Below are 20,949 nucleotides of genomic sequence, written 5' to 3'. Positions count from 1 at the left end.
TTCGGCAAAGCTCAGGTGACGCGCTGGCCAAGCCGCAGGCGGTAGAGAGATGTGCTGGCGCCGATGAACAGCTCGTTACCCGCGGCGCCACCGAAAGTAAGGTTGCCGACTTTTTCCGGCACCGGAATGTGCGCCATCCGTGCGCCGTCCGGGTGAAAGACCTGCACGCCACTGGCGCTGCTGGTAAAGAGCCAGCCTCGCCGGTCCACGCGAAATCCGTCCGGCAGTCCTGGGTCGATGACGGCGAAGATGCGCGGGTTGGTTAGCACCCGCCCGGCAACGACGTCGAAAGCGACGATATGGTGATGCCCGTCCTCGCGCAACGCCGCCGACGTATCGGATACATAGAGAATGCTTTCGTCGGGGGAGAATGCCAGGCCGTTGGGCTCCTCGATGAGGTCGCTGGCGATTTCCAGCGTACCGACGCCGGGATCGTAGCGAAACACATAGTTGTGCCGCAGTTCGGGATCGGCTTGGTGGCCTTCGCGGTCCGAGAGGATGCCATAGGGCGGATCGGTGAACCACAACGTGCCATCGCGTTTGACGACGATGTCATTTGGAGAATTCAGGCGCCGCCCCTGATAGCGGCTGACGACCAGATCGTCTTCACCCAGGCGGGCACCGTCGCGGCGTGTCCGCGCGATTGCCCGGCGCCCATGCGAGCAATGCAGCAGCGAGCCATCCGCTTCCAGCGTGTGGCCGTTTGTAAACTCCACGCCCATACGCCAGACCGACATGCCATCCCCCGCGCTCCAGCGCAGGATGCGGTCGTTGGGTATGTCGCTCCACAGCAGCGCACCTTCGTCCGGCAGCCACACCGGTCCCTCGCTCCAGATCGCCCCGCATGCCAGCCGCTCGAGCCGCTCACCCGCCATTGCGCCTGCAGGCGGGTGACGGTGTTGCTCAGCAAATTGAGCGCAAAGGCTGTGGAGCCGTCGCGGGATGGCTCTTGTAGCCACCGGAGGGAATCGCCCGGTCCGGCTGATCGAAAATCAGCAGCGTGGAGTTTGCCTCGCTGAGTACGTAGAGCCGATCCAGTGCATCCATTGCCAGGCCGTGTGGGCGGTAGTACGACCAGATATCCAGAGTCCGTACGTGCTCGCGCGCCTGCAGGTCGATCACGCACACCGAGCAGCCACCTTCGCCCTTGTGCGAGGAGGACTCATCTCCTTATACAGAAGTAGAACGGCCTCCGCAGCGGGGCGGGATAGCTGATGCCGCGAAAACTCTGGGGAAATGGGTTGTAAACATCCGCAGACTCGCGTTTACTCTCGGATTTTCGAGCGGCAATGAGCAACGAGTCGGGGGCATGGGTGGACGAGGAATTTGAGAGTCTGGATCTTGGTGATCCGCGGCGGGATCGGCGCGCCAAGGAATTGCTCAAGCGGTTTGCGGCCCTGCCTACGGCGAGCATTCCCGGTGCGTGCGATGACTGGTCGCAAACCATTGGGGCGTATCGGTTTCTGGGCAATGAGCAGATCGATTGGCGGGACGTGATGCAGCCCCATTGGGAGCGCACTGCAGCGAGGGCCGCGCAATTTCCGGTGGTGCTGTGCATCGCTGACACCACCGAGCTGAACTTCAATGGCCAGGAAATGGAGGGGCTGGGGTCGTTGAGCTACGAAGCCCAGCGGGGAATGTATCTCCATCCGACCTACGCGGTGACGCCAGACCGGGAGCCGCTGGGGGTGATCGATGCCTGGATGTGGGCTCGGGAACTGAAGGACGCCGATGGCCACCGCAGCGGGATCAAGGAAAGCGTGCGCTGGATCGAGGGGTACGAACGGGTGGCGGAGCAAGCCGCGCTGCTGCCCCAGACAAGGCTGGTGTATGTGACGGACCGCGAGGGTGACATCGCCGAGCTGATGGCGCGCGCCCAGGAACTTGGCCAGCCGGCTGACTGGCTGATCCGCAGCCAATACAACCGCAACCTTGCTGAGGCGGGCAAGCTGTGGGATAGCGTTGACGCCAGCCCGGTGCTTGGGGAAATTACCTTTATCTTGCCAGGGCGTGCAGGCCAGAAAGCGCGCGAGGTCAAACAGGAGCTACGTGCACAACGTGTGCAGCTGCCGGGTACGATTGGAGCGGCGCTCACCTGTGTGGAGGCCAGGGAGATCGGAGCGCCCGCTGGCATCAAGCCAGTGGTTTGGCGCTTGTTGACGAACCGAGAAGCGCAGGACGCCGATGCTGTCATCGAACTCGTCGACTGGTACCGAGCCCGATGGGAGGTGGAGATGTTCTTCCATGTCCTGAAGACCGGCTGCAAGGTCGAAGCGCTACAGCTATCGCACATGGATCGCGTGGAGCGGGCCTTGGCGTTGTATATGGTGGTGGCGTGGCGCATTGCCCGCTTGATGCGGTTGGGCAGAACCTGCCCGGATCTGGATGCGTCACTGTTCTTCGACGCCGACGAGATTCGGGGGGCATACGTGCTCGCCAAAAAAGCCCGCCCGAAGGTACCAGTCACACTCAATCAGATGATTCGGTTGGTGGCTTCCCTGGGTGGGTTCCTTGGGCGCAAGAGCGATGGTGAGCCCGGCGCCAAGACGATCTGGATCGGCATGCAGCGAACCATGGATGCCGCGCTCACCATTCAGGCACTGCGGGAAGAGTCATGACTTCTGTATAAGGAGATGAGGAGGACTCCACCCCATAATGGCCCACATAGGCATAGCGCTGGCGGGAATCCACGACGAATTCATTGGGGAATTCCGGCAATCGGATATGTCTTAAAACTGCGCCGGAGTCGATATCATAAAAGCTGAACGTGTGGGCGCATTTCTGCACCAGCAAGAGGATTTCCTGGCTCACGCGGATATTCCTTTGGGACGGGGCTGAAGATGAATCGGGGAGCTCGGCTTCACTCCATTCCCGGCCAGTCGACACGCTGGCGGCGGGCCATGAGGAACTGCCGATTACTCAGGGAAAAGTCGGGCGAAGCGGGGGCGCAGGCTGGTCCGGCGCGAATGTCCGGAAATGGTGCCGTTGCCTGAGGCAGCAGGAGGCAGCCGCTAGCCGGCGGTCGCAGCTGGCAAGAGCAGGGCTGATACAGAAACGGCAGAAAATTGCACGACGATGCTATGCATTGTCGATTGTCTTCATCCGCTGAGCGGTGATTTTATAGGATGCGCATTGGCGGCGCCGCGGAACCTGACGGCGACTTGAGTTCGCTGCGAGGCAAATGGCCATGGAGCAGAGAAGCGGACGGAACTATAACAATCGCAGGGATATATTTCTAATCAATTGAGTGAATACCTGATTCACCTCTGGTTATCGCTCTGGGAATTTATTAAATCGAGGGCTTGATTATACTGGCATGTCAATAGCGCTATTCCTAATTATTGGCTTTCGCACCGATAAGAAGGCGGCTTGGCGTGCTGCTGCCGCATCGGCGCACAGGCCCGATGCGGCATCCCCGGAGAGGGGAGATGGCAGTGAGACGTGGCAGGCAGCCCGCGGCTTAGCGCTGCTTGGCCAGGCGGTCCTCGATATGCTTTGCACGCTCTTGCGAACCCGGGTGCGAACTGAGCATGCTCGACTGCCCGCCGTCGAGCGTCGCCATCTTGCGGAAGGCTGTCACAAGCGCCTGCCGGTTGGCGCCGTTCTTTGTGAGCAGGTCGAACGAATAATCGTCCGCCGCGGTTTCCTGGCGCTGCGAGAACTGCGCATTGACGAAATTCTCGGCCAGGTCCCCGATCTGCGACGACGACAGCGCTGTCAGCGAAGCGATGCCGGTCGACCCCAGCAATCCCCGCGCCGCCGCCGCGCTATAGGCCACCTGCATCGCTGCCTTGGTATGTCCCAGCGCTACGTGGCCGATCTCATGGCCCACCACGCCGCGTACTTCATCGTCGCTCAGGAAGTCCATCAGGCCGCTGTACACCCGTACGCAGCCATTGGCCATGGCCCAGGCATTGATGTCCTTGGTCACGTACACCTTGGCGTCCAGCGGCAGCCCGGTATTCCCCAGTCCGCTCATCACCGTGGCCAGGCGTTTGGTGTATGTGCTGTCGGCCGGCGCGATGGTGTTCTTCTTGTCCATTTCTGCGCACGACTGGTCGGACAGCGTCTTGACGTTGCTGTCCGACAGCGTGGCGGCGGTGAAGAGGCTGCCGCCGGCCTGCGTCAGGTTTTCCACGTTGGCGCCGGCGCAGCCGGCCAGCAGGGTGGCGCAGGCGAGGGCGTTGAGGGTGAGTCGCTTCATGGTTCGCTCCGGGGGCGGGGTTGGCAATGCCATAGGATAGGAAACCCCAATGGCGGTGCGCCAGTGGGTTCCGTCCGACATGCGACCTCTCAAGTGACTCCCGGGTTGCTTTTGGGTCGTGCGGCTGTCGAGACTCGTGAAGCGCCGCGCATGGCTAGGAGAGCGCTGCAAGCAGTGTTCTTGCTGCGCGTGGGTCAGCGATACTTGGCCAGCAGAGCCTGGTAGCGAACGTCGGCTCTCAGTGGCGCCAACTCCACACTGGCTTCGAGCTTGCCGAAATCCCGGAAACCATGGGCGAAAGCGTCGCCCAGGCTGCGGACCGCCGCGTCGGGATTCGCCTGCCGCATCATCAGGATGGCGATGTCGTAGTCTGCCGTGCCCTGTTGTGCGGTCTGCCTGGCTGGCTCTGCCGGCGTCGGGGGTACCGAGGCGGCGGCGGCAGGGGCCGACGATGCCCGGGCGGGCGTCGGTGTCATGGCGGACGCTGCCGCCGCGAGTGCCTCGGGCGCCTTGACGCGCTGGTAGTACAGCTTGCCAACGAGCGGCACGTCCACGTACATCCGGTCCAGCCCTTCGAAATAGAGCGACAGGCCGACACTTGCGCGCGAGCGGCGCGGACGCGCGGCATTAGAGTTAGGAGGGGCCCGAACGGATGGCAGAGACGAAGCAAATCCACGAGCGCATGTTGCGATTGCGCCGACGCTCCATGTCGTGAACCCAACCTTGCTCCTGCCATCAATCGAGAGGCTTGACCCGCCGGAACGCACCAAGGAGTGCGAGGTCATACGCAATTTTGAGCACGCCGCAGGCAACCAGCGGGGCCCCGACCCAGCCCATGGCCAGCAGCGCGCCCGCGAGGGTGGGGCCGAGTGCTGCAGCCAGGCTTCTGGGCACGGCGGTCAGGCTTGCAGCCGCCGGCCGTTCCGGCGGCGTCACCACGGCCATGACATAGGCGGTCCGGGTCGGTACGTCCATCTGCGACAGCGCGCTGCGTACGAGCAACAGCGCCAGGGTCGCGGCCAGGGAGGGGGCGAATGCGGCCGCGATCAGGCAGAGGCTGGATGGAATATGGGTGAACACCATCGTATTCAGCAAACCGAACTTGCGCGCCAGCGGCGCAGCAACGAGCTGGGAGCCAGCGCTGAGCAGCCCGGCCCAGAAAAAGAACTGGCCAGCGGCACCGGGGGAAAGACCAAAGCGCTGCATTAACCAGAGCGCCAGCAGAGAATTCACCACCAGGCCGCCGGCAAACGCGTCGACGCTGAAGAGCAGGGCAAGGCGGGTGACGATCCGGCGCGATGGACCCAGCGGTACTCTCGCCGATGCCAGGTGCGGCTGAGGCTCCGGCATGCGGGCATAGAGGAACCAGAGTGCGACACCGGTCAGGGCATAGACCATGAACATGGTGCGCAGGGCGCTGAGGACGGGGATTCCGAGCTGCGCCGCGAGCCAGGCTGGCAGCGCCGCTGCCAGCGCACCAATGGCGGCGCAGAGGGCCCCGGTCAGGCTGTAGCGGGCGAAAAGCGCCGTGCGGGCATCAGGGGAAGCCGAATCGGCAAGACCGGCATGCTCAAGCGGCAGGAAGACGCTGACGTCGCCGGAGCCGGGGTTGAGCGTGCCAACGAATGCGACCAGCAACAGCGGCCAAAGGGAAGACAGCCCGGCGAAACCTATGCCGGTCGCGGCCATCAAAGCGGCCGCCGACACCAGCAGGCGGCGCTGCGGATAGCGGTGGCCGATGACGCCGACCAGAATGGTCGCCAGTGCCGAGCCGATCAGGGTGGCGCTGCTGATCAGTCCCACTGTCAGTTGCGCGAAGCCGAGAGCGAGCAGGTACGCCGGCAACAGGACGGCGATGAACCCGTCGCAGAAGCCGCGCAGCGCGCGGCCGACAAGAAGCGGCAAGGCACTGGGGCGGACGCCTTCAGGCAGTGCCAGGCGCGCGAGCCAGCCCCTGTCGTTGGTCACGGCCGCATCCTCGGCCTGCGCATGGCATAGGTGCTCACGCAGGGATTTGCGGTGGCCATCGATGCGTTTCCGCGTGGATCCGTTTCATGATTGACGCCTGTCAGCGTGGCTTCAGTGACGCAGGAGCGGATAGACGAGCAGGCCGATCAGAGCCGCCCCCGCGACGATCACCGGCTCCGGCAGCTTCCTGAACTTCAGCAGCAGGACGACTGTGGCAAGTGCCAGCACAAGCGTGGGGATATCGATGATCGAGCGCCTGGCCAGCACGATTACCGCGCCGGTGATGGCACCTACGGCCGCAGCCGTCACGCCGTCTACGAAAGCAAGGATAGCGGGCAGCTTGCCGTATTTCTTGAAGTAGGGGGCCGGGATCACGGTGAAGAGATAGCAGGGCAAGAATGTAGCCAGTGCTGCCACCGAGGCACCGGGCAGGCCCGCCACCAGGTAGCCGATGAAACCCACAGTGATGACCACCGGGCCCGGCGTGATCATGGCCACCGCCACCGCATCGACAAACTGCTTCTCACTGAGCCAGTGAAAGTCCGTGACGACCCCGCCGTACAGGAACGGCACGATTGCAAGGCCTGAGCCGAACACGAAGGCACCGGCTTTGGCAAAGAACACGGCAATCTGGGTCAGCAGCGGCCAGTCCAGGGTACTGGCGACACTGCCTGCCGTGGGGATCTGGGTTGCGGCGACAACGCCAAGGCTGCCATGGCGCAGCCATTTTGGCGGCACCCGCCAGAACCAGACCACAATCCCGGCGGCAAGGAAGAGCCACGCAATTTCGGATTCCGTGATGACTGTCACTGCGGCCAGCACCAGGTAGATGGCCCACAACAGCTTGTCCTTGCCCACGCTCTTGGTCGTGAGCTTGTGGGCGCTGATTGCAATGATGCCAATCACGGCGGCGCCCACGCCGTAGAACACCGACTGCATCCACGTCAGTCCGCCAAAGCGGACATAGGCCCAGCCCAGTGCCACGACCATCAGGAACGAAGGCAGCACGAATGCAAGCCCTGCCAGGGTCGCGCCCAAGATGCGGTAATGAACGTAGCCCAGGTAGATGGCCAGCTGGGCGGCCAACGGGCCGGGTGCCAGCTGGGCCAGGGCCAGGCCTTCCTTGTAATCGGCATCGGTAATCCATTGGCGCCGCTCGACCAGGTCGCGGTGCATGTAGCCGGCCAGGGCCACGGGCCCCCCGAAGCCAAAAGTCCCCAGGCGCAACATGTACGTCACCAGTTGCCAGAGGGTATAGGCCGGACGCTCGGCCGTGATGGCAGCCGGGGCGCCGATCTGCTGGCGATCGTTCATTCATTCTCCTTGTTTCGGTAGCCTAGCGCTGGCGGCTGCCTGAAAAGTGGGCGTACAGCGAGTCCAGCACCAGGCCGATTTCCGCCAGCAGTGCGTCGTCGTCGGGCAGGCGCTCGCGGGCGCCTGCCAGCACGGCTTCGAAGCCGCTGGCTTCCGGCACCGCCGGGCCACCGATATCCAGCGCGTGCACCATCGCACCCAGGCGGCCCAGGCCACGGTTGTCGTCCAGGCCGAAGCTCGCCAGCAACACCTCGAACGACACGCAATTGCCCACATGTGTGAACGTCGCCCCGTCGAAGTCGAAACCCAGCGCATCGGCGGGGCAGTCGCTGACGCTTTCGAGCCAGAGGAAACGGGCGTGCGCATCGATGAAGCGCTGAATCAGCCAGGCGCTGGCGACCCGGTCGACCCACAGGTGCCGGCGCGTGGCCCACACCCGGCCCTGGTACTGGGCACGGTCACGCCGGGGGATGCTGCCCGTCCTGGGCTGCGGCTCGCCCGGCGAGAGCAGCGTCTCGACTGCGCCGGCGAAATCTCGCCATTGCGCAGCAGCCCGTGCCGAAGTCTCGTTGGGGAAGAAATCGATCCTGTGGATGGCTTCGTAGGTGCGCCCGTGCCGTTTCAGCAGGCGGTTGAGTTCTGTCTCGTCCTGGCCGGAAAGCGACTTGCGTGCTTCGGACAGCGCGGCCAGCAACCCGGCGTAGTCGGCGCTGCGATCAAACAGTGTGCGAAAGGCCGCGGCGTCGTTGCCCTCCGCGCGCACACTGAGCAGCCAGGCCTGGCCGTCCTCTTGCGTGGTTTCGTCGGCCAGTTCGCGCAGCTGCGCGACTTGCTCCTCGCCGCCTGGCAAAAGGTAGGCGCCGTCGCGCAAGGCGGCGCAGCCAAGCGCCTTGAGCGCACGCCAGATCCGCATCCGCGCGGTAGCGCCGGACGTTGGCAGGCTGACAATCAGCAGGATCCAGGAATCGGAAACGGTAGGCATGAAGGCATGTTAGATGCCCATAGACTGCTCTTCAATACTGTAGCGATCTCTACAAAGTGATGATTGCGGCATGTCGAACCGCCTCTTGCCTTTGCTGGACCGAACCTGACTACATGCTGGAATAAGTCCTCAGGCGCGGGCGTGCACTGCGGCAACATCCGGGTCGCTGATTGTCAGGGGGATTTTGTTGATGGTGCCCGGGGTCGGACTCGAACCGACACGCCTTGCGGCGGGGGATTTTGAGTCCCCTGCGTCTACCTGTTTCACCACCCGGGCAGGGTGTAGGCACCGGAACCAGTGCCTTGTTGAGCCGGCGATTATGCCGGAATTCGCCCAGACCGACAACCTGCGCGCGGCCCGTTCAGCGCCCGCGCCGGGCGCGGGTGCTGCGGTTGCGGTCGTAGTATTCGGGCGGCTTGCGCGCGATCCAGCGGATGAATTCGGCCATGGCCGGGTGGCGGCGCAGCGCGTGCCAGTCGTGGAAGGTGGTCGCCAGTTCGGCTTCGGTAAAGACAGAGTGGATCTTCTGGTGGCAGACGCGGTGCATCGGCACGACCTCGCGGCCGCCGTGGCTGCGCGGGACGGGGTGGTGCAGGTCGGTGCTGGGGCCGGGCACCAGCTGGCGTCCGCAGAGCGGGCAGCGCGTTGCGGCGGGGCTGTCGGGGGCGGTGGCCCGAGCTGGCTGGCGCGGCCTGAGCGCAGGGTGCGTTTGACGACCATGGGTCAACAGTAGTGGCACGGATGGCCTGCGCCGGGCGAAGCCGGTTAGCATGGCGCGCACGGCGTATGTCATGCAGCGCGCGCCGGCCACCAGCCAATCTACGCACCGAACGCCATGACCGACCAAGCTTCGCTGGCGAGCCTTGCCAGCCTTCCCTCGCAGGATCCTGAGTTTTACGACCGAGAATATAACAACCGCGCCAATGTGCCGGACAACCCAGTGCATATGGCGCGCTGGGCGCAGTGGTCAGCGGACGTGCGCGAGCGCGGTGGCTTCCTCGCCGACCTGAGCTATGCCGGCGCGGACTCGCGGCATCCGCAGGACGAGACGCTGGATTACTTTCCGGCGCAGCGGGCGAACGGATCGCTGCCGCCGCTGCTGGTGTTCGTCCACGGCGGTTACTACCGTGCGCTGGACAAGCGCGACCACAGCTTTGTCGCCAGCGTGCTGCCGGCGCTGGGCGTGTCGGTGGCGGTGGTGAATTACTCGCTGGTGCCGAAGGTGACGGTGCCGGAGATCGTGCGGCAGGTGCTGGGCAGCGTCGACTGGCTGTACCGGCAGTCGGACCAGTTCGGACATGACCCCGACCGGATCTTCGTGGCCGGGCATTCCGTCGGCGGCCACCTGGTGGCGATGCTGATGGCCGCACGCTGGCCGCAATGGGCGCCGGACCTGCCTGCCGACCTGGTCAAAGGCGGGCTCTCGGTCAGCGGGCTCTACGACATGGAGCCGCTGCGGCGCGCGGCCTTCCTGCAGTGCGATCTGCGGCTGTCGGACGACGATGTCGCGCGCCTGTCTCCGGCGTTCATGCCGCCCGCCGGCGCTGCGCCGTTGTCGATCGCGGTGGGCGAACTGGAAGCTGGCGAGTACCACCGGCAGCATGCGCTGATCCGCGCGGCATGGCCCGCCAACGTCGGACACGCGGCAGCGGGCGATATCGTGCTGCCGGGCTGCCACCACTTCAACGTGCTCGATGGTTTCGGCAGCGAAGACAGCGCGCTGACGCGCGCCGTGCTGCGCCTTACCGGCCGCTGACGCCGGGCCGGTCAGTCCTCGAGCACGCGCAGCAGCGACGAGGTATCGTCCTTGCCCCAGCCCTTGGCCATCAGCGTGCGCAGCTGCGCCGAGGTGGCCTGCATCGCCGGCAGGGCCAGGCCGATTTCCTCGGCGATATCGCGCGCCAGCCCGAAGTCCTTGTCGTGCAGCCGCGCCTCGATGCCGGCGGCGAAGTCGCGCGCCACCATCTTGGGCCCCATCAGGTCAAGCATGCGGCTGCCCGCCATGCCGGTCGACAGGGCCTGCAGCACGCGGCCGGTATCGACGTTCTGCGCGGCGGCAAAGCGCATGGCCTCGGCGATGCCTTCGATATTGACCACCTGCGCAATCTGGTTGCACAGCTTGGCGACCTGGCCGGCGCCGTTGTCGCCGATATGGGTGATGGTCTTGCCCAGCCGTTCCAGCAGCGGGCGCACGCGCTCCAGCATCTCGGGCTTGCCGCCGACCATGATGGTCAGCGTGGCGGCCTCGGCGCCCGCGGTGCCGCCCGACACCGGGCAGTCCAGCGCCTCGATGCCGCGCGCGGCCAGCGCCGCGGCGATCTCGCGCGTGACGATTGGCGAGATGGTGCTGTGGTCCACGCAGATGGTGCCGGGCGCGGCGCCCTGGATCACGCCCTGCTCGCCCAGCAGCACCTCGCGCACGTCTTCGGACGAGGTCACGTTGGTAAAGACGACGCTGGCGCCGCGCGCCGCCTCGGCGGGCGTGAAGAACGGTTCCGCACCCATGGCGCGCGCGGCCTCGGCGGCCTCCGGGCGGCGCACAAAGGCGCGCACGGTATGGCCAGCCGCCAGCAGGTGGCGGACCATGTGCGAGCCCATGGCGCCCAGGCCGATGAATGCCACGGTAGCAACGGTGGTGGGAGTGGTGGTCATGCGAATGCTTCCTTTCAGGCTTGATGCACAGGGCTACTTTTCTCCCGCATAGGAGAACTTGCCGTTGCGGATCACCCCCATCACGCGCGAACGCTGGTCGAAGCCCTGGTGGTCCTTCGGGTTCATGTTCATCACGCCGTTGGGGATGGTGAGGTTGGTGGTGGATTCGAGCGCGTCGCGCATGGCGGCGCGGAACTCGCGTGTGCCGGGCTGGGCGCCGGTCTTGAGCGCGCGGCGCGCCGCATCGTCGAGCAGCAGCCACGCGCCCCAGGCGTCGCCGGCGAACTGCGTCACGCTGTCGGCGCCGTACTTGCCCTCGTAGCGGTTGACGAAGTCGAGCGCGACCTTGCGCACCGGGTGGCTCTCGGGGAGCTGGCGCGCGACCACCACCGGGCCGGTGGGGAACAGCGTGCCTTCGACGTCCTTGCCGCCCATGCGCAGGAAGTCCCAGGTGGCGATGCCGTGGGTCTGGTAGACCTTGCCCTTGTAGCCGCGCTCGCCCAGCGTCTTCTGCGGCAGCACCGAAGGCGTGCCCGCGCCGGCGATCAGGATGGCGTCCGGATTGGCGGCCATCAGCTTGAGCACCTGGCCGGTCACCGAGGTGTCGTTGCGCGAGAAGCGCTCGTTGGCAACGACCCTGATCTTGCGCACCTCGGCCAGCTTCGAGAACTCGCGCCACCAGCTTTCGCCATAGGCGTCGGCAAAGCCGATAAAGCCGACGGTCTTGACGCCGTGGTTGCTCATGTACTCGGTCAGCACGGTCGCCATGTGCGAGTCGTTTTGCGGCATCTTGAAGGCCCAGCGGCGCTTGGCGTCGGTCTGGGGCTCGACGATGGCGGCCGAGGCGGCCAGCGCCACCATCGGCGTCTCGCCCTCGGACACGGCGTCGAGCGCGGCGATGGCGGTGGGGGTGATGTTGGGGCCGACGATCACGTCGACCTTCTCTTCGGAGATCAGCTTGCGCACGTTGCGCACGGCCGCGGCCGGGTCGGAGCCGTCGTCCAGGATCACGTAGTGCGCCTTCTGGCCGCCCAGCGTCTGCGGCCACATCAGCACGGTGTTCTTGGAGGGGATCCCGATCGAGGCCGCCGGCCCGGTGGTGGATACGTCGATGCCGACGCGGATATCGGCAAGGGCGGTGGCGCTGGTGAAGAGCAGGGCAGGCGCCAGCAGCAGGCGGCGCAGGGGCAGGTTCGGCATCTTGTCTCCTCCGTTCTTATATGTGACGGGAAGGATAGCCGAACTCTGCCCGAGGGGCACGCCTGGGGCGCGTCAGCGCGCGCCCAAACGCCAGAGCGTGGTCACCTCGGCGGAACGCGCCGCGTGCAGCGGGTCGATGGCGTCGGTCGCGCGCGGGTGGCGCGGGCGGATATTGGAGCGGCCCAGCACCTTCAGCCCGGCGGCCTCGATCCAGCCCATCAGCTCCTCGCGCGGACGCAGGCCCAGGTGCTCGGCCAGGTCCGACAGCAGCAGCCAGCCTTCGCCGTCCGGCTCCAGGTGCTCGGCCAGCCCTTGCAGGAAGGCGCGCAGCATGGCGCTGTCCGGGTCGTAGACCGCGCGCTCGACCGGCGAGCTGGGCCGTGCCGGCACCCAGGGCGGGTTGCACACCACCAGCGGCGCGCGGCCTTCGGGGAACAGGTCGGCTTGCACGATCTCGACCTGCCCGGCATAGCCCAGCCGGTCGATGTTCTCGCGGGCGCAGGCGAGCGCACGCGGGTCCTGGTCGGTTGCGACGATGCGCTTCACGCCGCGGCGGGCCAGCACCGCGGCCAGCACGCCGGTGCCGGTGCCGATGTCGAAGGCCAGCGTCTTCGCCGGCAGCGGCTCGGCCGCCACCAGGTCGACATACTCGCCGCGCACCGGCGAGAACACGCCATACCACGGGTGGACGCGGTCTTCCAGCGCCGGGATCTCCACACCCTTCTTGCGCCATTCATAGGCGCCGATCATGCCGAGCAACTCGCGCATCGACGCCACGTAGGGCTCGTCCGCAGGGCCATAGACCTGTTGGCAGGCCTCGTGCACGTCCGGCGCGCGGCGCAGCGGCACGCTGTGGTCGGCTTCGAACGGCAGCAGCAGCATGCCCAGCGTGCGGGCGCGCTGCGACTGCGCCAGCCGGTGCAGGTGGAAGGCCTCGGTCGGTGAGTGCGGCGCCGCGGCCTTGGCTTTCTGGCCGGGCCGGCTGGCCTTCTTGGGCTTGCGCTCGGTGCGGCGGGCCATCGCCTGCAGCAGCTGGCGCGCGTTCTGGAAGTCGCCGCGCCAGAGCAGGGCGGTGCCCTCGCAGGCCAGGCGGTAGGCGGTGTCGGCGCTGGTGGTGTCGTCGGCGATCACCACGCGCCGCGGCGGCGGGGTGCCGGCTTCGGAGCGCCAGGCTGCGCTGCGCTCGGTGCCGTCTTCGGTCCAGTGGATCCGGGGTAGTTCGCTCACAGGGTCTCCAGCCGGGACGGCGTGATGGATGTGCATTGCTTCTTTCTTATATAGAGAGGGCGGCAGCGTGCCGCGCTCAGAGTTCGTAGGCTTCGTGCTCGCCTGACATGGCCTGCTCGACCAGCTTGCGGTTCAGCGTCGGCGAGAACAGCTCGATGAAGGTGTAGACAAAGCTGCGCAGGTAGGCGCCCTGCTTGACCGCCAGGTGCGTCACATTGCTGCCGAACAGGTGGCCGGCCGGGATCCCGCGCAGGTTGCGGTCGCGCTCCGCATCATAGGCGACCCCCGCGACGATGCCCACGCCCAGCCCGATCTCGACGTAGGTCTTGATCACGTCCGCATCGATCGCCTCCAGCACGATGTCGGGCTTCAGGTGGCGCAGCTCGAAGGCCTTGTCGATCTTGGGCCGACCGGCGAAGTTGGGATCGTAGGTGATCAGCGGGTAGCCCATCAGGTCCTCGATCGCCAGGTGCTTCTTGTCCAGCAGCGGGTGTTCAGGTGGCGTAATCACCATATGCGTCCACTGGTAACCCGGCAGCGAAACCAGGTTCTTGTCGTCGGTGATGCCCTCCGTGGCGATACCGATATCGGCCTGGTCGTGCAGCAACATGTCGGCGATCTGCGTCGGGTTGCCCTGCTGGATCGACAGCCGCACCTTGGGGTAGCGCTTGGTGAACTCGCCGATCACCCGCGGCAGTGCGTAGCGCGCCTGCGTATGGGTGGTGGCGATGGTGAAGTTGCCCTGGTCCTGTGCGGCATAGTCCATGCCGACTCGCTTCAGGCTTTCCACCTCCTGCAGGATCTTTTCCACGGAGGTGAGGATGCGCCGCCCCGGCTCGGTCAGGCTGCGGATGCGCTTGCCGTGGCGCGTGAAGATATCGACGCCCAGCTCTTCCTCCAGCTCGATGATGGCCTTGGACACGCCGGGCTGTGACGTGTAGAGCGCCTTGGCGGCCTCGGTCAGGTTGTAGTTCTGCCGGACGGCCTCGCGCACGAAACGGAACTGGTGGAGGTTCATATATCTGAGTTCGTATAAACAAACAACTTCTTATTAGTTTGAGGTATGAGGCCAGTTTATTACGATTCTCGAACTTTGTTAATAAACAGCCTGCCCTCAGTGCGTCCTCTCGCAGCAGCCAGTTTGTGATGCGTGATACACCGGCCAGGCCCACCTGAGTCCCCATGTCTGTTGCCTATACCGTTTCCGGTCTGTTTGTAGGCGTCCTCGTCGGTCTGACCGGGGTGGGAGGGGGCTCGTTGATGACGCCGCTGCTGACGCTGCTGTTCGGCTTCTCGCCGGCGACCGCGGTCGGGACCGACCTGGCCTTCGCGGCCATCACCAAGGGTTTCGGCACCATCGCGCACCGCGCCCACGGCCATGTGCAGTGGCAGGTGGTGCGGCGCCTGTGCATTGGCAGCCTGCCGGCGGCGGTGGCCTCGATCCTGGTGCTGAAGAGCGCTGGTGAGCTCAACGCCCAGTGGCTGCACGCGATCCGCCTGACCATTGGCGTGTCAGTGCTGCTGACCGTATTGTCGCTGCTGTTCCGCAAGCAGATGCTGGCCTGGCTGGAACGCAATCCGCGCTTCCAGCTGCACGGCCGCGCCCAGGTCATTGCCACCATCGCGGTCGGCGCCGTGATCGGCGTGCTGGTGACGGTGTCGTCGATCGGCGCCGGCGCGGTTGGCGCCACGCTGATCCTGCTGCTGTACCCCCATATGAAGCCGGCCGAAGTTGCCGGCACCGACATTGCCTACGCCGTCCCGCTGACGGCGATTGCCGGGCTGGGCCATGTGTGGCTCGGCACGGTCGACTGGAATTTGCTGCTGGCGCTGCTGGTGGGCTCGATCCCCGGCATCTGGCTGGGCGCGCAACTGTCGCGGGCGCTGCCCGAACGGCTGGTGCGTGCCGCACTGGCGACCACGCTGACGCTGGTCGCCATCAAGCTCGTTTCCTGAATTCAACGAATACTGAACGGACCCCGCCATGTATCAGTACGACCAATATGACCAGCGCATCGTTGCCGAGCGCGTCGCCCAGTTCCGTGACCAGGTGCGCCGCCGCCTGTCCGGCGAGCTGACCGAGGAAGAATTCCTGCCGCTGCGCCTGCAGAACGGCCTGTACATGCAGCGCCATGCCTACATGCTGCGCGTGGCGATTCCGTACGGCCTGCTGTCGTCGAAGCAGATGCGCAAGCTGGGCCATATCGCGCGCGAGTACGACCGCGGCTATGGCCACTTCTCCACGCGCCAGAACATCCAGTACAACTGGATGGAACTGGAGCGCGTGCCCGACGTGCTGGCCGAGCTGGCCAGCGTCGAGATGCACGCCATCCAGACCTCGGGCAACTGCGTGCGCAACATCACCACCGACCACTTCGCCGGCGTCGCGCCGGACGAGTCGGTGGACCCGCGCGTGCTGGCCGAGCTGCTGCGCCAGTGGAGCACCTTCCAGCCGGAATTCGCCTTCCTGCCGCGCAAGTTCAAGATCGCCATCTCCGCGTCGGCCGACGACCGCGCCGTGGTGCAGATGCACGACATCGGCATCTATGCCTACAAGAACGCTGAGGGCGAAACGCGCCTGCGCATCCTGGCCGGTGGCGGCCTGGGCCGCACGCCGATCCTTGGCTCGGTGATCAAGGAAGACCTGCCGTGGCAGCACATGCTGACCTACGTCGAGTCGGCGATCCGCGTGTACAACCGCTACGGCCGCCGCGACAACAAGTACAAGGCCCGCATCAAGATCCTGGTCAAGGCCATCGGCGTGGAGAAGTTCGCGCAGGAAGTCGAGGAAGAATGGCAGCACAGCAAGGACGGCCCGGCCACGCTGACGCAGGTTGAGTTCGACCGCGTGGCGCAGTACTTCGCACCGCCGGCCTATGAGAAGCTGGCCGATACCGACGCCTCGTACGAGAAGCACCTGCTGGAAGACAAGGCCTTCGCGCGCTGGGTCAGCCGCAGCGTGCACGGCCACAAGGTGCCGGGCTACGCCGCGGTGACGCTGTCGACCAAGCCGGGCGTGGCCTCGCCCCCGGGCGACGCGACCGACGCGCAGATCGAAACCGTGGCCGACCTGGCCGACCGCTTCGGCTTTGGCGAGTTGCGCGTGGCGCACGAGCAGAACCTGGTGCTGCCGGACGTGAAGAAGCAGGACCTGTACGAGCTGTGGCAACTGGCCAGGAAGGCCGGCCTGGCCACCCCGAACATCGGCCTGCTGACCGACATCATCGCCTGCCCGGGCGGCGACTTCTGCTCGCTGGCCAACGCCAAGTCGATCCCCATCGCGCAGGCGATCCAGAACCGCTTTGACGACCTGGACTACGTCTACGACCTGGGCGAGATCTCGCTGAACATCTCGGGCTGCATCAACGCCTGCGGCCACCACCACGTTGGCAACATCGGCGTGCTGGGCGTCGACAAGGACGGTTCGGAGTGGTACCAGGTCACGCTGGGCGGCGCCCAGGGCAACAAGACCGCGCTGGGCAAGGTGATTGGCCCGTCGTTCAGCGCCGAGGAAATGCCCGAAGTGGTGACCCGCATCATCGACACCTTCGTTGCCAACCGCATCGAGGACGAACGCTTTATCGAAACCCTGTCCCGCATCGGCATCGCCCCGTTCAAGGAACGCGTGTACGCCGACAAGCAGCCGCGCGAGCGCGCTGAAGCCTGAGGACCGGAGACTGAACATGGCAAAGATTATTCAACTGCAACGCGATGGCGCAAACGTCGTCCCGGTCATCGTCGAAGATAACTGGACCGTGCTGCGCGGTACCGCCGAACAACCGCTGACCGACGAGCAGATCGCTGCCGCCGCGCAGAGCCAGGACGCCGTGCTGTTCCCGCTGTCGGTGTGGCTGGCGAACGAAGCGCTGCTGGCCGGCCGCGACGTGGCCCGCACCGGCGTGTGGCTGGCCCCGGAAGACGAGCCGGGTGACGTGGTCCAGTACTTCGACCGCGTGTCGCTGGTGGCGGTGGACTTCCCGGTGTTCCGCGACGGCCGCGGCTTCTCGACCGCGTACCTGCTGCGCAGCCGCTACAACTGGAACGGCCAGCTGCGCGCCATCGGCGACGTGCTGCGCGACCAGCTCAACTTCATGAAGCGCTGCGGCTTCGACGCCTTCGCGGTGCGCGCCGACAAGAGCATCGACGACGCCATCAAGGGCTTCACCGAGTTCACCGTGACCTACCAGGCTTCGGTCGACGAGCCGCTGCCGCTGTTCCGCCGCGCGCGCACCGAAGGTGGTGCCGTGCAGTCGAAGGAAACGGTATGAGCACGGTGCTGAGCGAAATCGCGGTGGTCGATGCCGGTGCGGTGTCGGGACTGCGGCCGCCCGCGCTGTGGGTGGCGCCGGAGTACACCGGCAGCATCGAAGCGCTGGAGCAGAAGGAGCGCGAGCTGGGCGAGCGCCTGGCCGGCATCGCCGCGCGCTTTTTCCGCGCGCGCTTTGCCTCGAGCCTGGCGGCCGAGGACATGGTGCTGACCGATGCCATCCTGCGCGGCACTGAGGCCGTGCGCGCCGGCATCCGCGTGTTCACGCTGCAGACCGGACGCCTGCACGCCGAGACGCTGGCAGTGTTGGACAAGGTGCAGTCGCACTACGGCTACAGCATCGAGCAGTACACGCCGGACGCCGAGGCCGTCGAGAACTACCTGAAGAAGCACGGGCTCAACGCCTTCTACGACAGCATCGACCTGCGCAAGGAATGCTGCGGCATCCGCAAGGTCGAGCCGCTCAACCGCGCGCTCTCGCACGCCGACGCCTGGATGACCGGCCAGCGCCGCGAGCAGGCCGTCACGCGCGCCGAGCTGCCGTTCGAGGAAATGGACGAGGCCCGCGGCATTCCCAAATTCAACCCGCTGGCGGACTGGAGCGAGGCCGAGGTGTGGGCCTACCTGAAGCGCCACAACGTGCCCATCAACGACCTGCACGCCAAGGGCTATCCCAGCATCGGCTGCGAGCCGTGTACGCGTGCCGTGCGCGCGGGCGAGGATGTCCGCGCGGGACGTTGGTGGTGGGAGAGCAAGGACTCGAAAGAGTGCGGGCTCCACGAACAGAACATCAAGCATTGAGGCCGGGTACAAAAATGGGCATCATGAACGACATCGCAGAAGCAGGGTTGACGCAAACGAGCAGCGTGGCCCACCTGTTGCAGGTACAAAACGACCATCTCGACCGGCTCGAAGCCGAGTCGATCTACATCATCCGCGAGGTGGTGGCCGAGTGCAGCAACCCGGCGCTGCTGTTCTCCGGCGGCAAGGACTCGATCGTGATGCTGCACCTGGCGCTGAAGGCGTTTCGCCTGGGCGACCGCAAGATCGAACTGCCGTTCCCGCTGGTGCATATCGACACCGGCCACAACTATCCGGAAGTGATCGAGTTCCGTGACCAGCGCGTGGCGGAACTGGGCGCACGGCTGGTGGTGGGCCACGTCGAGGATTCGATCAAGCGCGGCACCGTGCGCCTGCGCAAGGAAACCGATTCGCGCAACGCCGCGCAGGCGGTGACGCTGCTGGAAACCATCGGGGCGCACCAGTTCGACGCGCTGATGGGCGGTGCCCGCCGCGACGAAGAGAAGGCCCGCGCCAAGGAACGCATCTTCTCGTTCCGCGACGAGTTCGGCCAGTGGGACCCGAAGGCCCAGCGCCCGGAGCTGTGGAGCCTGTATAACGCCCGCATGGCGCAGGGCGAGCAGATGCGCGTGTTCCCGATTTCGAACTGGACCGAGCTGGACGTGTGGCAGTACATCGCCCGCGAGAAGCTGGCGCTGCCGCCGATCTACTATTCGCACCAGCGCGAAGTGGTGCGCAAGAACGGCCTGCTGGTGCCGGTCACGCCGATCACCCCCAAGCAGGACGGCGACGTCAGCGAGGTGCTGTCGGTCCGCTTCCGCACCGTCGGCGACATCAGCTGCACCTGCCCGGTGGCCAGCACCGCCGATTCGCCGGAAGCGATCATCGCCGAGACCGCGGTGACCGAGATCACCGAGCGCGGCGCCACCCGCATGGACGACCAGACGAGCGAAGCTTCGATGGAGCGCCGCAAGAAGGAAGGCTACTTCTAAGCCGTACGCAGCAAAGGATTCAGACATGACTCACCAAGCAACCCATCAAGGCCTGCTGCGCTTCATCACCGCCGGCTCCGTCGACGACGGCAAGAGCACGCTGATCGGCCGCCTGCTGTATGACAGCAAGGCCGTGCTGTCCGACCAGCTGACCGCGCTGGCCAACGCCAAGAACAAGCGTACCGCCGGCGAGCAGATCGACTTCTCGCTGCTGACCGACGGCCTGGAAGCCGAGCGCGAGCAGGGCATCACCATCGACGTGGCCTACCGCTACTTCTCGACCGCGCGCCGCAAGTTCATCATCGCGGATACCCCGGGCCACGAGCAGTACACCCGCAACATGGTCACCGGCGCCTCCACCGCGGACGCGGCCATCGTGCTGGTCGATGCCACCCGCGTCACCGTCACCGACGGCCGTGCCGAGCTGCTGGCGCAGACCAAGCGCCACTCTGCCATCCTGAAGCTGCTGGAGATCCGGCACGTGATCGTGGCCGTCAACAAGATGGACCTGGTCGAGTTCAGCGAACAGCGCTTCAACGAGATCCGCACCGCCTACACCGAACTGGCCGCCCAGCTCGGCCTGAAGGACGTGCGCTACGTGCCGGTCTCCGCGCTGCGCGGCGACAACATCGTGCACGAGAGCGACGCCATGCCCTGGTACCAGGGCGAGCCGCTGCTGCCGCTGCTGGAAGAGCTGCCGGTGGAAGAAGCCGCGCCCGAGGATGACGCCGCGCTGCGCTTCCCGGTGCAGCTGGTGATCCGCCAGGACGGGTCGCAGTCGGACGACTTCCGCGGCTATGCCGGCCGCATTGAAGCCGGCACCGTGCGCGTGGGCCAGAAGCTGCGCGTGCTGCCCGCCAACCGCGAGGCCGTGGTGGCCGAAGTGCTGACGCCCAACGGCGCCGCCGAATCCGCCAATGTCGGCGACACGGTCACCGTGCGCCTGGCCGAGGACGTCGATGTATCACGCGGTGACATGTTCGTCGCCGCCGATGCCACCACCGCGCCGGCCAAGAAGCTGCAGGCCGACCTGTGCTGGTTCGACGACGAGTCGCTGAACCCGGCGCGCAAGTACGTGCTCAAGCACACCACGGCCAGCGTGTTCGCGCGCGTGTCGGCGGTGGACCGCGTGCTGGACGTGCATACGCTGTCGCACGAAACCGGCCGCCATGACATCCGCCTGAACGATATCGGTTCGGTGCAGATCTCGCTGCAGAAGCCGATCGTGTGCGATGCCTACGGCGACAACCCGGCAACGGGCGCCTTCGTGCTGATCGACGAAGCGACCAACCACACGGTGGCCGCGGGCATGATCCGTGCGTTCTCCTGATCGGTAACGAAC

The 20,949-nt window shown here is 65.9% G+C and carries 20 protein-coding genes, 1 tRNA gene and 1 pseudogene; 8 read left to right on the top strand and 14 right to left on the bottom strand.

The annotated features are described in order from the left end of the window. Positions 1-11 precede the first annotated feature (11 nt). Both K307_RS42605 and K307_RS47150 read right to left on the bottom strand, forming a co-directional pair. On the bottom strand, positions 12-875 hold the full coding sequence (locus tag K307_RS42605; protein WP_051975425.1) for an SMP-30/gluconolactonase/LRE family protein: 864 nt from the start codon (positions 873-875) through the stop codon (positions 12-14). Positions 876-903: 28 nt separating this feature from the next. Continuing rightward, on the bottom strand, positions 904-1,122 hold the full coding sequence (locus K307_RS47150; protein WP_230626355.1) for a hypothetical protein: 219 nt from the start codon (positions 1,120-1,122) through the stop codon (positions 904-906). A 167-nt stretch (positions 1,123-1,289) separates the two neighbouring features. Between K307_RS47150 and K307_RS42600 the strand changes: the two genes are divergently transcribed. After that, positions 1,290-2,618, top strand: coding sequence for an IS4 family transposase (locus tag K307_RS42600; protein WP_042887045.1), 1,329 nt, complete (start codon positions 1,290-1,292; stop codon positions 2,616-2,618). 13 nt (positions 2,619-2,631) lie between these two features. Here K307_RS42600 and K307_RS47145 read toward each other — a convergent pair. From K307_RS47145 to K307_RS42565, 8 genes and pseudogenes are all read right to left on the bottom strand, one after another. Then, positions 2,632-2,811 (bottom strand): annotated as a pseudogene (locus tag K307_RS47145) (YncE family protein); the annotation flags it as partial. 649 nt (positions 2,812-3,460) lie between these two features. After that, complete coding sequence (locus K307_RS42595) at positions 3,461-4,204, bottom strand: M48 family metallopeptidase (protein ID WP_042887044.1); 744 nt, start codon at positions 4,202-4,204, stop codon at positions 3,461-3,463. A gap of 194 nt (positions 4,205-4,398) precedes the next feature. Next, positions 4,399-4,758, bottom strand: a complete 360-nt coding sequence (locus K307_RS42590; protein ID WP_196251663.1) for a hypothetical protein — start codon at positions 4,756-4,758, stop codon at positions 4,399-4,401. Between the two features lie 181 nt (positions 4,759-4,939). Next, on the bottom strand, positions 4,940-6,172 hold the full coding sequence (locus tag K307_RS42585) for an MFS transporter (protein ID WP_042887042.1): 1,233 nt from the start codon (positions 6,170-6,172) through the stop codon (positions 4,940-4,942). 111 nt (positions 6,173-6,283) lie between these two features. Continuing rightward, positions 6,284-7,486: a chromate transporter gene (locus K307_RS42580; RefSeq protein ID WP_042887041.1), complete on the bottom strand. Its 1,203-nt coding sequence runs from the start codon at positions 7,484-7,486 to the stop codon at positions 6,284-6,286. A gap of 22 nt (positions 7,487-7,508) precedes the next feature. Beyond that, complete coding sequence (locus K307_RS42575) at positions 7,509-8,468, bottom strand: chromate resistance protein ChrB domain-containing protein (RefSeq protein ID WP_042887040.1); 960 nt, start codon at positions 8,466-8,468, stop codon at positions 7,509-7,511. Between the two features lie 191 nt (positions 8,469-8,659). Continuing rightward, a tRNA-Leu gene (locus K307_RS42570) sits at positions 8,660-8,744 on the bottom strand. A gap of 85 nt (positions 8,745-8,829) precedes the next feature. Next, positions 8,830-9,261, bottom strand: coding sequence for an HNH endonuclease (locus K307_RS42565; protein ID WP_230626354.1), 432 nt, complete (start codon positions 9,259-9,261; stop codon positions 8,830-8,832). A gap of 42 nt (positions 9,262-9,303) precedes the next feature. Here K307_RS42565 and K307_RS42560 point away from each other — a divergent pair, with 42 nt between their 5' ends. After that, positions 9,304-10,224 (top strand): alpha/beta hydrolase, encoded by a 921-nt coding sequence (locus tag K307_RS42560; protein WP_042887039.1) that lies wholly within the window; start codon positions 9,304-9,306, stop codon positions 10,222-10,224. An 11-nt stretch (positions 10,225-10,235) separates the two neighbouring features. Here K307_RS42560 and K307_RS42555 read toward each other — a convergent pair whose 3' ends face one another. The 4 genes from K307_RS42555 to K307_RS42540 all read right to left on the bottom strand — a co-directional run bounded on the left by K307_RS42555 (position 10,236) and on the right by K307_RS42540 (position 14,565). Beyond that, positions 10,236-11,120 carry an NAD(P)-dependent oxidoreductase gene (locus K307_RS42555; protein ID WP_042887037.1) on the bottom strand — a complete coding sequence of 295 codons (885 nt, stop codon included), beginning with the start codon at positions 11,118-11,120 and terminating at the stop codon, positions 10,236-10,238. 33 nt (positions 11,121-11,153) lie between these two features. Continuing rightward, positions 11,154-12,320 carry an ABC transporter substrate-binding protein gene (locus K307_RS42550; RefSeq protein WP_042887036.1) on the bottom strand — a complete coding sequence of 389 codons (1,167 nt, stop codon included), beginning with the start codon at positions 12,318-12,320 and terminating at the stop codon, positions 11,154-11,156. Between the two features lie 72 nt (positions 12,321-12,392). Beyond that, a complete protein-coding gene (locus K307_RS42545; protein WP_042887034.1) occupies positions 12,393-13,547 on the bottom strand; it encodes a methyltransferase in 1,155 nt (384 codons plus the stop codon). 76 nt (positions 13,548-13,623) lie between these two features. After that, on the bottom strand, positions 13,624-14,565 hold the full coding sequence (locus K307_RS42540; RefSeq protein WP_042887033.1) for a CysB family HTH-type transcriptional regulator: 942 nt from the start codon (positions 14,563-14,565) through the stop codon (positions 13,624-13,626). Between the two features lie 164 nt (positions 14,566-14,729). Here K307_RS42540 and K307_RS42535 point away from each other — a divergent pair, with 164 nt between their 5' ends. Genes K307_RS42535 through K307_RS42510 form a run of 6 tightly spaced genes read left to right on the top strand, consistent with a single transcriptional unit; the run spans position 14,730 to position 20,937 of the window. Beyond that, positions 14,730-15,503 (top strand): sulfite exporter TauE/SafE family protein, encoded by a 774-nt coding sequence (locus K307_RS42535; protein ID WP_042887032.1) that lies wholly within the window; start codon positions 14,730-14,732, stop codon positions 15,501-15,503. 28 nt (positions 15,504-15,531) lie between these two features. Beyond that, positions 15,532-17,214 (top strand): nitrite/sulfite reductase, encoded by a 1,683-nt coding sequence (locus tag K307_RS42530; RefSeq protein WP_042887031.1) that lies wholly within the window; start codon positions 15,532-15,534, stop codon positions 17,212-17,214. A gap of 16 nt (positions 17,215-17,230) precedes the next feature. Next, positions 17,231-17,815: a DUF934 domain-containing protein gene (locus K307_RS42525; RefSeq protein ID WP_042887030.1), complete on the top strand. Its 585-nt coding sequence runs from the start codon at positions 17,231-17,233 to the stop codon at positions 17,813-17,815. Then, positions 17,812-18,615: a phosphoadenylyl-sulfate reductase gene (locus tag K307_RS42520; RefSeq protein WP_042887029.1), complete on the top strand. Its 804-nt coding sequence runs from the start codon at positions 17,812-17,814 to the stop codon at positions 18,613-18,615. Before K307_RS42525 ends, K307_RS42520 begins: the two co-directional genes overlap by 4 nt. Positions 18,616-18,629: 14 nt before the next feature. Beyond that, entirely contained in the window at positions 18,630-19,607 is a 978-nt protein-coding gene (gene cysD, locus K307_RS42515; protein WP_042887028.1) for a sulfate adenylyltransferase subunit CysD, read from the top strand. A gap of 25 nt (positions 19,608-19,632) precedes the next feature. Beyond that, positions 19,633-20,937: a sulfate adenylyltransferase subunit 1 gene (locus K307_RS42510; RefSeq protein ID WP_042887025.1), complete on the top strand. Its 1,305-nt coding sequence runs from the start codon at positions 19,633-19,635 to the stop codon at positions 20,935-20,937. Positions 20,938-20,949: the final 12 nt, after the last annotated feature.

Source organism: Cupriavidus necator A5-1, assembly GCF_000744095.1.
Classification (GTDB): domain Bacteria; phylum Pseudomonadota; class Gammaproteobacteria; order Burkholderiales; family Burkholderiaceae; genus Cupriavidus; species Cupriavidus necator_A.
This window is presented reverse-complemented; position numbering and strand designations above follow the sequence as displayed.